This is a genomic window from Sinorhizobium sp. 6-70 (assembly GCF_030124375.1).
GTDB lineage: Bacteria > Pseudomonadota > Alphaproteobacteria > Rhizobiales > Rhizobiaceae > Sinorhizobium.
Genome location: NZ_JASKLS010000008.1, coordinates 102904 through 116100 on the forward strand (window position 1 = coordinate 102904; position 13197 = coordinate 116100).

Consider the following 13197-nt stretch of genomic DNA (forward strand, 5'->3'; position numbering starts at 1 on the left):
CGGTGTCGGACATGAAGGATATCGGTATGAAGACTGCGGCCACCGACGAGCTACGTCTTGGGGGAATGAAGGACGAAGACCGTCCCGTCATGCGCTCGATCAAGCGCGGCCTGATCGGCCGCTGCCCTGCCTGTGGCGATGCGCGCCTTTTCCGGGCCTTCATCAAGTCTGTCGATTCCTGTGCTGCGTGCGGCGAGCGCATGGATCACCATCGCGCCGATGACTTTCCGCCTTATATCGTCGTCACGATCGTCGGCCACGCCGTGCTCGCCGGCTATATGATGACCGACCTCGTGCTGCCGCTTTCCACCTGGCAGCATCTGGCGATCTGGGCACCGGTCACGCTTGTCAGCTCCGTTGCACTGCTGCAGCCGGTCAAGGGTGCCGTCATTGGACTGCAATGGGCCCTGAAGATGCATGGTTTCGGCGGCAAGGAGGCTGCTCCGGAAGACGTCCTTCCGCCGCGAGACGCCTCGGCATGACGTCGGAGCGCCGCGATGGCAGCGCAGCTTCGCCGCAATCCCCCGCCCCTGGGAGCCGGCCCGTAAGGCCGCGGGACGCCGCTTCCATCATGGTCCTCGACCGGTCCGACGCGCGCGTTCGCGTGCTGATGGGAAAGCGCCACAGCGCCCATGCCTTCATGCCCGACCTCTATGTATTCCCCGGCGGCCGGCGCGATCCATCCGACCATCGGCTGGCTTTTGCAGGCGATCTCCATCCCGCCGTTCTGCAATTGCTGAAGTCGGTCGAAGGGCGGCCGCTGACCGATGCACGGGCGCGGGCGCTTGCTCTGGCCGCCTTGCGGGAGCTTTATGAGGAGGCCGGCGTCCGCGTCGGCAAGCCAGCCCTCGAACCGAGTGGCGGACTTCCCTTCCTTCCCGATCTTGCAAACTTACGCTATATGGCTCGGGCCATTACCCCTCCGGGACACTCGAGGCGGTTCGACACACGTTTCTTCGCGGTTTTCGCAGATGAGGCCGACATCGACGCTTCGATGATTCTGGAAAGCCGGGAGCTTCAGGATTTGCAGTGGATCGATGTGAACAACCTTCCACCCCTCCAAATACCGGAGATCACCGCCACGATCCTTGCGGACCTGAGGAGCAGCCTCGAATCGGATTCCTCCCTTCCTCGTGAAAGGTCAGTGCCGTTTTACTTCATGCGCCGTGGGCGCTTCGTCCGCATGCTCCTCTAAGGGTTCTTTTCGAATGTCAAAGCCGCCGTCCGGTACGCCTGCACCGGTTGACGAAATTCACTGGCTTTCGCTGATTGCGGCCGTTGCTGCAATCACGGCGGTCGGCATTGCCATCGGACTGGGGCTGCCGCTGCTCAGCATCATCATGGAGAAGCGCGGAATCCCCTCGACGCTGATTGGGTTCAACTCGGCAATGGCCGGCTTCGCTTCCATGGCGGCCGCCCCGTTTACGACGAAGTTCGCGCACCGTCATGGCGTCGCGCCAACAATGCTCCTGGCGATAGTGTTTGCCGCAGCGAGCGCGCTCGGCTTTTACTACATCACGAATTTCTGGCTTTGGTTCCCCTTGCGTGTCGTCTTTCACGGCGCGATCACCGTCCTTTTCATCCTCTCGGAATTCTGGATCAACGCGACGGCGCCTCCAAACCGGCGCGGTTTCGTACTCGGTATCTACGGCACCGTGCTTTCGCTCGGTTTCGCGAGCGGTCCCCTGCTCTTTTCGATTCTCGGTAGCGAGGGCATATTGCCCTTCGCCGTTGGCGCGGGCGTGATCCTGCTTGCGGCCATACCGATCTATCTGGCGCGCAACGAAAGTCCGGTTCTCGACGAGAAACCCGAGCGCCATTTCATGCGCTATGTGTTCCTCGTGCCCACGGCAACCGCGGCCGTCTTCATTTTCGGCGCGGTCGAATCGGGCGGTCTCTCGCTGTTCCCGATCTTCGGCACGCGGGCAGGCTTTACCGAATCGCAGGCGGCGCTGCTGCTGACGGTGATGGGAATCGGGAACTTCATCTTCCAGATTCCGCTGGGGATGCTTTCCGACCGCGTGAAGGACCGCCGGACACTCCTCTCGGCGATGACGCTGATCGGCCTCATCGGCGCCCTCTGTCTCCCGATGCTGGTCGAAAACTGGGTCCTGATGGCCCTTGTGCTGTTGTTCTGGGGCGGATGCGTTTCGGGCCTCTACACAGTTGGTCTGAGCCATCTGGGTTCCCGGCTTCAGGGCGCCGATCTTGCGGCAGCCAACGCGGCGTTCGTTTTCTCCTACGCCGTCGGCACCGTTGCCGGCCCGCAGGTGATCGGCGCCGCAATGGACGTTACCGGCAACAGCGGTTTTGCCTGGGCGATCGCGGCATTCTTCGGGCTTTATGTTGCGCTTTCGGTGGTCCGGATCGTTTTGAAACCAAAACGGTCTTGACTTTTCGGTCGCGATTTGTAGTTTCGCGCCAACCTTGACCGTGGCCCGCAACCGGTTGTCCACGGCTTTCATTTTTATAAAGGCAGGACGACCATGGCGAAAGCTACCACCATCAAGATCAAGCTGCTGTCGACGGCCGACACGGGTTTCTTCTACGTCACCACCAAGAACAGCCGTACGATGACGGAAAAGATGACGAAGACCAAGTACGACCCGATTGCAAAGAAGCACGTCGAGTTCAAGGAAACCAAGATCAAGTAAGATCAGCGTTTCTGTCTGTTTAAAGCGCCGGGCCGCGAGGTCCGGCGCTTTTTCTTTGGCTCGTTGTCTTCAACGGCTGCTCCAAAAAAGGGCGCCAACCGCAACGCCGAGCAGCTCTATCTTGCTGAACTGAAACGAAAAACGCCGCCTCTTGCGAAGCGGCGTTTTGAAAGGGGGTCGGCTGGCTTCCGACTGCGGCACGAGGAATCCGCGAGCATCGAGAACCAGCCGACCGACCCCACGACCCAGGAGATGCGGCGGACCTGAGCATCATGGGGTAACCGATTGGTGATGGAAGTCACACTTCCATGCTTATCAGCATTGCCTGAAAATAAAAAAAAATCAACGAATTCTTAATCGCCGGAGCAAGGTTGCTCGGCGTTTGGTTAATTCTGTCTCATATTCGGACAATGCCGAATCTGCCGCTTATGGAAATGCTTTGCCCCAGCACCAGCGACGCAGCGGAGAATACAACTTTAAAGAAACTTAACAAGAGCCTGAAAAGAGCATTCTAATCGCGGTCGAGTGACCGCTTTACTTGCTGCCCACAAGGTTAGGCGGCTGTCGCCACAACCCTGTTGCGCCCGTTGTTTTTGGCCTGATAGAGCGCCATATCGGCGCGCTTCAACAACGCTTCGGGCGTGTCGCCCTCCGCTCTCAGGCTGGAGATGCCGAGGGAGGCCGTGACGGAATGAACCGTATCAGCCTGGGGAATAGCGAACGCTCGGCTCTCAACCATCAGACGAAGGCGTTCGGCGACGATTGCCGCCATTTCCGGGGTCGTGTCCGGCATGACGATCACGAATTCCTCGCCACCAAACCGGCATGCGAGATCCGCACCCCGGACAGTCGCACGCACGCGGTTGGCAAACTCGCGCAAGACCTCGTCGCCCGCGTCGTGGCCATAGGTATCGTTGATGTGTTTGAAGCGGTCGATATCGGTAATGCAGATGGAAAGCGGCCGACCGCGGGCCGCGGCGCGGTCCATCAGCAGCTTCAGATGATTGTCCAGGTAGCGGCGATTGTGCAGGCCGGTGAGATCGTCGGTGATCGCCAGCTCGATCGTCTGTTGGACGCTCGCCCGCAGCCGGTCATTGCAATGTTTCCGGCGGATCTGAGTCAGCGAGCGAGCCACAAGCTCATTGGGATCGACCGGCCGCATGACATAGTCCGTTACGCCAAGCTCGAGCGCGCGCACGACCATCTCGTCACGCCCCTGCTCGGTGACCAGCAGGATCGGTATGAAGCGTGTGCGCTCCAGCGAACGCAGTTGCGAGCACAGGCGCAGCGGATCGTAGTCGTCGAAGTTCGCGTTGACGATGACGAGGTCGAAATTGCTTTCGGCCGCCTCGAACAAGGCCGCCTGAGGATCCGATATCACCGAGACGTCGGCGATCGGTTTCAGCGCGCGCAGAAGCCGCTCCTGGGACGAGGCGCGCGCGTCGACCAGCAGAATGTTGCCAGGCTCGTCTGGGCGATCCGGGCGGGCGAGGTCCTGCAGGCCGATCGTATGTGCCGTTTGCGCGCGAAGGCGCAATTCGTCGCTGACATTCTTCAACCGCACCAGGCTTTTGACGCGCGACATCAGTTGCAGGTCGTTGACCGGCTTGGTGAGGAAGTCGTCGGCCCCGGCCTTCAGTCCACGCACACGATCGGAAGGCTGGTCGAGCGCCGTCACCATGACCACCGGAATATGCGCAGTACGGCTGTTCGCCTTCAGCCTCTCGCAGACCTCGAACCCATCCATGCCCGGCATCATGATATCGAGCAGCACCAGGTCCACGGGCGTCTTTTCGCAGATCGCCAAGGCCGATTGCCCGTCCCCAGCCGTCAAGACGTCGAAATATTCCGCCAGCAGCCGCGCCTCCAGGAGCTTCACATTGGCTGGTACGTCATCGACGACGAGGATACGCGCTGTCATCTCAATTTTCCCGGCGCTCAGGCATCGCCCAGATAGGTCTTGATTGTTTCGATGAATTTCGGAACCGAAATCGGTTTGGACACATAGGCCTCGCAACCGCCCTGGCGAATACGCTCCTCATCGCCCTTCATGGCGAATGCGGTCACGGCGATGACCGGAATGACGTGAAGCTCATCGTCTTCCTTGAGCCACTTCGTGACTTCCAAGCCGGAAACCTCGGGCAACTGGATGTCCATCAGGATGAGGTCAGGCCGGTGCTTGCGCGCAAGCTCGAGCGCCTCCATGCCGTTACGCGTCTGGATCGTCTGATAGCCGGAGGCCTCAATCAGGTCGCGGAAGAGCTTCATATTCAGCTCGTTGTCCTCAACAATCATCACCTGTTTGGGCATGTCGATACCTTGCTGTCCGCCGCCGCCTTGCAAGTCCACTGAGGGCATATATGTTGCATAATCAACGACTCGGCCCATTTCCTCAGTCGCAAGGCTAGCGCTATTTGGTTGAAAAATAGGTAATTTCGGGCGAAAGATGACGAGAGGTTCGACACCATGAAGAGCGCCGACGAAACAGCAATCGCCATCCTCGCTTGGCTCGCCAACGAACCGGAACTTCTGTCCCGTTTCCTCGCCCTGACCGGCACCGATCCCGATTCACTGCGCACGGCAATCGGCGAGCCGGGTTTCATGGGCGGCTTGATTGCTTTCCTGATGGACCACGAACCGACACTGATGGCTTTTTGCACTGCGACGCAAACGCGGCCGGAGGAGGTTGTCCGGGCGCACCACCTACTCTCCGGTGCGTCGGACTTCGAGGACAGTTGAGCATGGCCGCCGACCGGCCCGAAGACGTCGTCCGTCTGGGGCACAGGCCCCTGATCGTCAGCGATGTCGATGAAGTCGTCCTTGAGTTTCTGACACCGTTCAAACTCTTCCTCGAAAGCCGACAGCACAGACTGTTGCCCCGTTCTTTCCGCCTGACCGGCAACATCATCGATCTCAAAAACGGCGAAGCAGCGGGCGACGCCGCTGTGCAGGCGCTGCTCGACGCCTTCTACGATGCGCAGGAGCAGTGGCAGACACCGGCCGCGCAGGTGGTCAAGACGCTTGCGGAACTCTCCACCGAGGCGGACATCGTGTTTCTGACCGCGATGCCACCGCGGCACGCGGCCAGACGGCGCGCGCTGCTCGACGCCGTCGGCCTCCCCTATCCGCTGCTCGCCTCCGAGGAGCCCAAGGGCCCGCTTGTCGAGCAGCTGCACGGCGGCCGGGAACTCCCTGTTGTCTTCATCGACGACATTCTGCGCAATCTCCACTCGGTAAGAGATCACGCACCTTCCTGTCTTCTCATAAACCTGATGGCGAATGCAGAATTTCGCGCTCTCGCCCCGGTGCCCGGTCTTGGCATCCATGCGGCTACGGATTGGGCGGAGGCCGCGCCACTGATCCGCGGTCACTTCCAACGCTGGGCGCCACGGAGCTGAGCCGCGCTTCAAGCGGCTCTGTCGATGCGCCGTCACTGCGTCGCCCGCCGAAGCCAATGCACGCTGATTTGCAGCGACTATGCTCATCGGCTCAAATCCAATCGCATCAGTGGTCTGCCGTCCTTGCGCCGCGCAACGGTCTCGAAACCGGCACCGTCAAAGATCGCCGTGGAGCCGATGCAGAGCGTCGCGGACTTCGATTGCTTGGCGTCGTCGATCGGGCATGCGTCGAGAAAGCGGGCATGCCCGGCCCGCGCGTGGTCGATCGCCGCGCCAAGCAGGCAATGGCTCAAGCCGTTGCCGCGCAGGCGCGGCAGAAGGAACAGGCAACTCAGCGCCCAAACCGATGGATCCTCGGCCTCATGATCGTCAAGCGGTCGCGAGACCGTGCGCGGCGAATTGAATTGCGGGACGTCATGGCGCGGGCCCACCTGTACCCAGGCGACCGGCGCGCCCTCGTAATATCCGAGGATGCCAGGTGGTGGTCCGGTTGCGATCCGATCTTTGATGAAGCCCTTGCGCTCGTCGGAGGACATGCGGGTGCGGATCGCGTGCGGCAATCGCAGGGCGACGCACCAGCAGCCGCAGAAGGCGCCCTGTCGGCCGAAGAGCTGCTCGAAGTCCGGCCAGCGCCGCGCGGTGACCGGTTCGAATTCAAGGGTGATATCCAAAACGGCCTCCGATCTCCGCCTTGAGACTCAGTAGCGTAGAGCGTAAAGTCGCCGCGTTCAACATTTGTTCCGGATATGCCCGACAGCGCTGCATCGATTCCTGGCTTCTGCCGAGACTGCCTCAAGGAGCAGGCTGCCGGGGCGCGACGGTGCTCCTCCTGCGGCAGCCCGCGGCTTCTTCGCCACTCCGAACTCTACAAACTGACGCTCGCGCATATCGACTGCGACGCCTTCTATGCCTCGATCGAGAAACGTGACGATCCGGAGCTTGCCGACAAGCCGGTGATCATCGGCGGCGGCAAACGCGGCGTCGTTTCGACCGCCTGCTACATCGCCCGCATTCACGGTGTCCGCTCCGCCATGCCGATGTTCAAGGCGCTCGAAGCCTGTCCGCAGGCGGTCGTAATCAAGCCTAACATGGAGAAATATTCGCGCGTCGGACGTGAGGTGCGGTCGCTGATGCTGGAACTGACGCCGCTTGTGCAGCCACTGTCGATCGACGAAGCCTTCCTCGATCTCAGCGGCACCGAGCGGCTTCATCATGATCCGCCGGCCCGAACACTCGCCCGACTTGCCAAGCGCGTGGAGCAGGAGATCGGCATCACCGTCTCGGTCGGTCTGTCCTACTGCAAGTTCCTCGCCAAGGTCGCCTCCGACCTGCAGAAGCCGCGAGGATTTTCCGTTATCGGTCAGGCCGAGGCCGTCGACTTCCTGAAGGAGCGTCCGGTGACGCTGATCTGGGGCGTCGGCAAGGCCTTTGCCGCGACACTCGAACGCGACGGCATCCGCACGATCGGCCAATTGCAGATGATGGAGGAGGCCGACCTGATGCGCCGCTACGGCACGATGGGCCAAAGGCTCTACCGCCTGTCGCGCGGCCAGGACGAGCGGACCGTGGAGACGGACGGAGAAGCCAAGAGCGTGTCGTCGGAAAACACGTTCAACGACGACCTCTCACGCCCGGAAGAACTGGTGCCGCATCTGAGGCGGCTCAGCGAACAGGTGGCACTGCGGCTGCGCAAGGCAGAGCTTGCCGGACAAACCGTCGTCCTCAAGCTCAAGACCGCCGACTTCAAGCTTCGCACGCGCAATCGGCGTCTCGACAGCCCGACACGTCTGGCGGATCGTATCTTCCGCACCGGCCTCCAGCTTCTGGAAAGGGAACTTGACGGCACGCGATACAGGCTGATTGGCATCGGCGTCAGCGACCTGTCCGATCCCGGACTTGCCGACCCGCCGGATCTGGTGGATCCGGCGGCGACGAGGCGCGCGGCCGCCGAAGACGCCATCAACAAGCTGCGCGACAAGTTCGGCAAGACGACCGTCGAGACCGGCTACACCTTCGGTCACCGACGTCGCGATCAATAGCGCGGACCGCCTGTTTCCTTAAATCGGAGCCGAAACATGCAGCAATGCAAAGTGCTGCAGCGACCTTTGTGGGTCTGAAAGACGCATGGGCGCTGCAGGCCCGCTCGCAGTGATTGAATTCCTTAAATATTGGCGGATACGCTCGCTCGACAGGTCTCGCGTTGGAATGAGAGTATGGTTTTGCGTTTCACTCTCGGAGGCGGGTTCGTCCTCCTGCTGGCGTCGGCGTCGTCCGCCATTGCAGCCAGCAATGCACCGCTGCAGGTGATCGTCTCGACGCAGCAGCAATCGATCGTCGTCTACGACGGCAATGCCGTCATAGCCACGTCGAAGGTATCGACCGGCAAAGCCGGCCATTCGACGCCGACGGGTATTTTCTCGATTCTCGAAAAACGCCGCCACCACAAATCCAACATCTATTCGAACGCGCCGATGCCGTTCATGCAACGACTGACCTGGTCCGGAATTGCGCTTCATGGCTCGGGCCACGTACCGAAATACCCGGCCTCGCACGGTTGCGTGCGTTTGCCCAGCAAATTTGCCGCGAATCTGTTCAAGATGACCCGGCACGGAATGCACGTCCTGATATCGGATCGACAGGTGGTTCCGACCGAGATTTCGAGCGCCATGTTGTTCCAACCGAATCAAGCGCTTGAGGTAAAGCCGGCGCCCCTCTCCGACGTTCCCCTGCGTCCGGCGCTCAGCCAGAAAGAAACCAATCCGCTCGAAGTGGCAATGATCAAGACGGCTTCCGTGCCGACCGCTTCCAGCCAATCGCCGGCGCCGATCCGCATCTTGATCACCCGACGGAGCGCGCGCGACACGATCCGTGAGCTACAGATGCTGCTCAGCAGCCTCGGCTTTGATGCCGGCGTCCCGGATGGCTGGACCGGCCCCGCCACGCTTGACGCCGTACGCGCCTTCCAGTCCGCCGAGGGGCTTGCACCTGACGGGAAAATAACGCCGGACCTGATCGACAAAGTGTTCCGCAAAGGCGGCCGCGAAAGGCCGTCGAACGGCGTCCTTCTCGTGCGTCAGCGTTTCCAACCGCTCTTCTCGGCCGAGGTCGACATCGAGCAGCCGCAAGCTGCATTGGGAACGCATTTCCTGCAGTTCCAGGATCACGACGGAGCAAGCGGCACCGGCAAATGGTTTGGCGTCTCCCTGGAGAATCACCTTCCGGCATCGATGAAAGAACGTCTCGGCATTGCCGTCGACGCTGATGCTTCGGTGTCCAATGCGCTTCAAGCGACGCTGGACCGGCTCACCGTGCCCGCCGACGTGCGGGCGCGGATCGCAGGTCTTCTCGTCGACGGATCGTCCTTGTCGATCTCCGATGCGGAGAGCGGGCAGGAAACCGGCGAGGGAACGGATTTCATCACCATCACACGTTCCTGGCCGCGCTGACGGCCCCAGCTCGGGTCCTCGAATCCCGGACAGAGAAAGCCGTTACACGCTTTTCCTGGAATTGCTCTCGCGCCGTGCGTTCAAATGAACGCACAAAGGACGCTCTCGAACTTTGATTCTAGAGCATCTTATCCGCTTTCAATGATTCCACTTGAAAGCGGGATGCTCTAGACAAGCTCGACGTCGACAACGCCGGGAGCCGAGCGCATCGCCGCGGCGATCTCAGGTGAAATCCGGTATTTCTCGTTGAGTTCGACCTCGATCTCCCGCTGGCCGTTTTCCTTGATGACCACGAAGGAAACGAGACCGTCGCCCTTTGAGTTGAGATGGGAGGCGATCGAGCGCAGCGGACCGGCGTCCCGCACAAAAACCCGCAACGCCTTCTGCATCTGCAGCGATTCCTCTTCGAGAGATCGCAAAGTCTGAATGCGAAGGCCGATGCCCTCCGGCCGCTCCTCGGCGGCTACCGTCATGACCAGCGACTTGCCCGGCTCCAGGAGGTCGCGATACTGGTTCAACATCTCCGAGAAGAGAACGGCCTCGAACTGGCCCGACGCATCGGAAAAGGCGACAATCCCCATCTTGTTGCCGGTGCGCGTCTTGCGCTCCTGCTTCGAAGTCACCGTTCCCGCCAGACGGCCGGCGGTCGCCCCCTGCTTCACGGCGGCGGCGAAATCGGCAAACGCCTGCACGCGCATCTTCGCCAGCAACTTGTTGTAGGTGTCGAGCGGGTGGGCCGAAAGATAGAAGCCGAGCACCTGGAACTCCCGATGCAGCTTCTCGGAGGCGAGCCAAGGCGTGTAGGCCGGCAGCGCGATCTTCTCCGGTCCCGTGGCGGCGCCGGCACCGAACATATCGCTCTGGCCGCTCACCTTGTTTTCTTGCGCACGCTGGGCAAAGCCCAGAACCCGGTCGAGACCGCCTATGAGTTCGGCCCGGTCGTAGCCGAAGCAATCAAATGCGCCGGCGGCGATCAGGCTCTCGAAAACCCGCCTGTTCAGGAGCTTCGGGTCGATCCGGAGACAGAGATCCTCGAGGCTCGCGAAGGGCCGCTCGCCGCGAACGGCAACGATGTGCTCGACGGCCGAATCACCGACCCCTTTGATGGCGGCAAGCGAATAATAGATGCGGTTGTCGCCGGTCTCGAAATGGCGGAAGGAGGTCTGTACCGACGGCGCGATCACTTCGATGCCAAGGCGCATGGCGTCCTGGCGGAAATCGTTGATCTTTTCCGTGTTGGACATATCGAGCGTCATCGACGCAGCGAGGAACTCGACCGGATGATGCGCCTTCATATAGGCGGTCTGGTAGGAGACGATGGCGTAGGCGGCCGCGTGCGACTTGTTGAAGCCGTAATTGGCGAACTTCGCAAGCAGGTCGAAGATCAGGTCGGCCTGGGGTTTCGACACTTCGTTCTTGATCGCACCTTCGACGAAGCGGGCGCGCTGCTTGTCCATCTCCTCCTTGATCTTCTTACCCATGGCGCGGCGCAACAGATCGGCCTCGCCGAGCGAGTAGCCCGACAGCACCTGGGCGATCTGCATCACCTGCTCCTGGTAGACGATAACACCCTGCGTCTCCTTCAGCAGATAATCGATCTTCGGGTGAATCGACTCGATCTCTTCCTCGCCGTGCTTGCGGGCGTTATAGACCGGGATGTTTTCCATCGGGCCCGGGCGGTAGAGCGCAACGAGGGCGATGATGTCCTCGATGCAGTCCGGGCGCATGCCGATCAGCGCCTTGCGCATGCCCGCGCTTTCCACCTGGAACACGCCGACCGTCTCGCCGCGGGAAAGCATCTCGTAGGTCTTCGCATCGTCGAGAGGAATGCTCGCAAGATCGATATGAATTCCGCGCTTGGCGACAAAGTCGACCGCGGTCTTCAGCACTGTCAGCGTTTTCAGGCCGAGGAAGTCGAATTTGACGAGACCAGCCTGCTCCACCCATTTCATGTTGAACTGGGTGACCGGCATGTCCGAGCGCGGATCGCGGTACATCGGCACCAGCTTCGAGAGCGGTCGATCGCCGATGACGATGCCGGCGGCGTGGGTCGAGGCATGGCGGTAGAGGCCCTCGATCTTCTGGGCGATATCGAGAAGGCGAGCCACCACCGGCTCCTTCTCCGCCTCCTCCTGCAGCCGCGGCTCCTCCTCGATCGCTTTCGAAAGCGGCGTCGGATTGGCGGGATTGTTCGGCACGAGCTTGCAGATCTTGTCGACCTGGCCATAGGGCATTTCGAGCACGCGACCGACATCGCGCAGCGCCGCACGCGCCTGCAGCGATCCGAAGGTGATGATCTGCGCCACCTGCTCGCGGCCGTATTTGGCCTGGACGTAGCGGATGACCTCTTCACGCCGGTCCTGGCAGAAGTCGATATCGAAGTCCGGCATCGACACACGTTCGGGGTTGAGGAAGCGCTCGAACAGCAGCGAGAAACGCATCGGATCGACGTCGGTGATCGTCAGCGCATAGGCAACGAGCGATCCCGCACCGGAGCCGCGGCCAGGGCCGACGGGTATGTCATGCTGCTTGGCCCATTTGATGAAGTCGGAAACGATCAGGAAGTAGCCCGGGAACTTCATCCGTTCGATGACGCCGAGTTCGAAGGCCAGCCGCTCGCGATAATCCTCTTCCTTGTAGCCGGGCGCCATGCCGAGCTTCGCCAGGCGATGCTCCAGCCCCTCCTCCGCCTGCCGACGAAGCTCCGCAGCTTCCGCACGCTCTGCTTCCTCCTGGTCCCCCGAAGCGCCGGTAAAACGCGGCAGGATCGGCCCGCGCGTCTTCAGCATGAAGGAGCAGCGCCGAGCGATCTCGATCGTGTTCTCCAGGGCTTCCGGAAGATCGGCGAAGAGCGCCGCCATCTCCTTGCGGCTCTTCAGATAGTGGTCCGGAGTCAGCCGGAAACGGCTGTCATCCGAAACCATCGCGTTGTGCGCGACCGCCATCAGAGCGTCGTGCGCGTCATAGTCAGCCGGCGCGGGAAAGAACGCCTCGTTGGTCGCCACCAGCGGCACATCAAAGCGATAGGCGAGTTCGACCATGCGGCTCTCGTGCCGCCGGTCATAGTTGCCGTGCCGCTGCAGTTCCAGATAAAGCCGGTCGCCGAAGAGCTCGATCAGCGCCTTCAAACGGGTCTCGGCCAGAACCGGCGAGCCCGCCTTCAATGCGATGTCGATCGGGCCGCTCGCCGCCCCCGTCAGCGCGATCAGGCCATCCGTCCCGCCCTCAGCAAGCCATGACCGCGTTATTCGCGCCGCCTGGCTGCCCTCGCCGTCGAGATAGGCGCGGCTGACGAGGTCGACGAGCCGGACATAACCAGCGTCGGTGGCGGCGATCAGCACGAGCGACGGCAGCTTCGCAAGCTGATGATGATGACCGCGCCGTTCGGCCTCCGCCTCGTCTTCCATGTCGATTGACAACTGACAGCCAATGATCGGCTGCAAGCCGTCATCCGCCGCCTTCTGTGAAAATTCGAGCGCGGCAAAGAGATTGTTGGTATCGGCAATACCGATGGCCGGCTGCTCATCCGCTACAGCCTTGCCGATGACTTTCTTCAGCGGCAGCGCGCCCTCGAGCAGCGAGAAGGCCGAATGCACACGCAAGTGTACGAACTGAGGATCCGTCGCAGTTGCGCCCTGCCCAAGGCTCACGTCATTCGCCATCGTTGCACTCCGATTCCCGTTCGGAGCAGAGGATATC

12 protein-coding genes are annotated in these 13197 nt (G+C 61.4%); 8 read left to right on the forward strand and 4 right to left on the reverse strand.

Annotated features, from left to right (window positions below):
- Positions 1–26 precede the first annotated feature (26 nt).
- The 4 genes from QN222_RS17005 to rpmG all read left to right on the forward strand — a co-directional run bounded on the left by QN222_RS17005 (position 27) and on the right by rpmG (position 2654).
- Positions 27–482, forward strand: a complete 456-nt coding sequence (locus QN222_RS17005; protein WP_283963069.1) for a DUF983 domain-containing protein — start codon at positions 27–29, stop codon at positions 480–482.
- Positions 479–1195, forward strand: a complete 717-nt coding sequence (locus QN222_RS17010) for an NUDIX hydrolase (RefSeq protein WP_283963070.1) — start codon at positions 479–481, stop codon at positions 1193–1195. Before QN222_RS17005 ends, QN222_RS17010 begins: the two co-directional genes overlap by 4 nt.
- 13 nt (positions 1196–1208) lie before the next feature.
- On the forward strand, positions 1209–2393 hold the full coding sequence (locus QN222_RS17015; RefSeq protein WP_283963071.1) for an MFS transporter: 1185 nt from the start codon (positions 1209–1211) through the stop codon (positions 2391–2393).
- A 93-nt stretch (positions 2394–2486) separates the two neighbouring features.
- On the forward strand, positions 2487–2654 hold the full coding sequence (gene rpmG / locus QN222_RS17020) for a 50S ribosomal protein L33 (protein ID WP_153436600.1): 168 nt from the start codon (positions 2487–2489) through the stop codon (positions 2652–2654).
- Positions 2655–3207: 553 nt separating this feature from the next.
- Here rpmG and QN222_RS17025 read toward each other — a convergent pair.
- Positions 3208–4575: a PleD family two-component system response regulator gene (locus QN222_RS17025; protein ID WP_283963072.1), complete on the reverse strand. Its 1368-nt coding sequence runs from the start codon at positions 4573–4575 to the stop codon at positions 3208–3210.
- Between the two features lie 17 nt (positions 4576–4592).
- Positions 4593–4964 (reverse strand): response regulator, encoded by a 372-nt coding sequence (locus QN222_RS17030; protein ID WP_037382972.1) that lies wholly within the window; start codon positions 4962–4964, stop codon positions 4593–4595.
- Between the two features lie 156 nt (positions 4965–5120).
- Here QN222_RS17030 and QN222_RS17035 point away from each other — a divergent pair, with 156 nt between their 5' ends.
- Positions 5121–5393, forward strand: coding sequence for a DUF3572 domain-containing protein (locus tag QN222_RS17035; RefSeq protein ID WP_283963073.1), 273 nt, complete (start codon positions 5121–5123; stop codon positions 5391–5393).
- A 2-nt stretch (positions 5394–5395) separates the two neighbouring features.
- On the forward strand, positions 5396–6052 hold the full coding sequence (locus tag QN222_RS17040; RefSeq protein WP_283963074.1) for a hypothetical protein: 657 nt from the start codon (positions 5396–5398) through the stop codon (positions 6050–6052).
- 83 nt (positions 6053–6135) lie between these two features.
- Here the strand turns inward: QN222_RS17040 and QN222_RS17045 are convergent, their stop codons facing one another.
- The gene (locus QN222_RS17045; RefSeq protein ID WP_283963075.1) at positions 6136–6723 is read right to left on the reverse strand and encodes a GNAT family N-acetyltransferase; all 588 of its coding nucleotides are present in this window, start codon (positions 6721–6723) and stop codon (positions 6136–6138) included.
- 75 nt (positions 6724–6798) lie between these two features.
- Between QN222_RS17045 and QN222_RS17050 the strand changes: the two genes are divergently transcribed.
- Positions 6799–8091 (forward strand): DNA polymerase IV, encoded by a 1293-nt coding sequence (locus tag QN222_RS17050; protein WP_283963076.1) that lies wholly within the window; start codon positions 6799–6801, stop codon positions 8089–8091.
- A gap of 180 nt (positions 8092–8271) precedes the next feature.
- A complete protein-coding gene (locus QN222_RS17055) occupies positions 8272–9498 on the forward strand; it encodes a L,D-transpeptidase family protein (RefSeq protein WP_283963099.1) in 1227 nt (408 codons plus the stop codon).
- Between the two features lie 167 nt (positions 9499–9665).
- Here QN222_RS17055 and dnaE read toward each other — a convergent pair whose 3' ends face one another.
- Complete coding sequence (gene dnaE / locus QN222_RS17060; protein WP_283963077.1) at positions 9666–13160, reverse strand: DNA polymerase III subunit alpha; 3495 nt, start codon at positions 13158–13160, stop codon at positions 9666–9668.
- Positions 13161–13197 lie beyond the last annotated feature (37 nt).

What these genes read in the sequence shown, in the direction of transcription:
- QN222_RS17005 (WP_283963069.1), top strand. Translation starts at nt 27, where the DNA reads ATGAAGACTGCGGCCACCGACGAGCTACGTCTTGGGGGAATGAAGGAC.
- QN222_RS17010 (WP_283963070.1), top strand. Translation starts at nt 479, where the DNA reads ATGACGTCGGAGCGCCGCGATGGCAGCGCAGCTTCGCCGCAATCCCCC.
- QN222_RS17015 (WP_283963071.1), top strand. Translation starts at nt 1,209, where the DNA reads ATGTCAAAGCCGCCGTCCGGTACGCCTGCACCGGTTGACGAAATTCAC.
- rpmG (WP_153436600.1), top strand. Translation starts at nt 2,487, where the DNA reads ATGGCGAAAGCTACCACCATCAAGATCAAGCTGCTGTCGACGGCCGAC.
- QN222_RS17025 (WP_283963072.1), bottom strand. Translation starts at nt 4,575, where the DNA reads ATGACAGCGCGTATCCTCGTCGTCGATGACGTACCAGCCAATGTGAAG.
- QN222_RS17030 (WP_037382972.1), bottom strand. Translation starts at nt 4,964, where the DNA reads ATGCCCAAACAGGTGATGATTGTTGAGGACAACGAGCTGAATATGAAG.
- QN222_RS17035 (WP_283963073.1), top strand. Translation starts at nt 5,121, where the DNA reads ATGAAGAGCGCCGACGAAACAGCAATCGCCATCCTCGCTTGGCTCGCC.
- QN222_RS17040 (WP_283963074.1), top strand. Translation starts at nt 5,396, where the DNA reads ATGGCCGCCGACCGGCCCGAAGACGTCGTCCGTCTGGGGCACAGGCCC.
- QN222_RS17050 (WP_283963076.1), top strand. Translation starts at nt 6,799, where the DNA reads ATGCCCGACAGCGCTGCATCGATTCCTGGCTTCTGCCGAGACTGCCTC.
- dnaE (WP_283963077.1), bottom strand. Translation starts at nt 13,160, where the DNA reads ATGGCGAATGACGTGAGCCTTGGGCAGGGCGCAACTGCGACGGATCCT.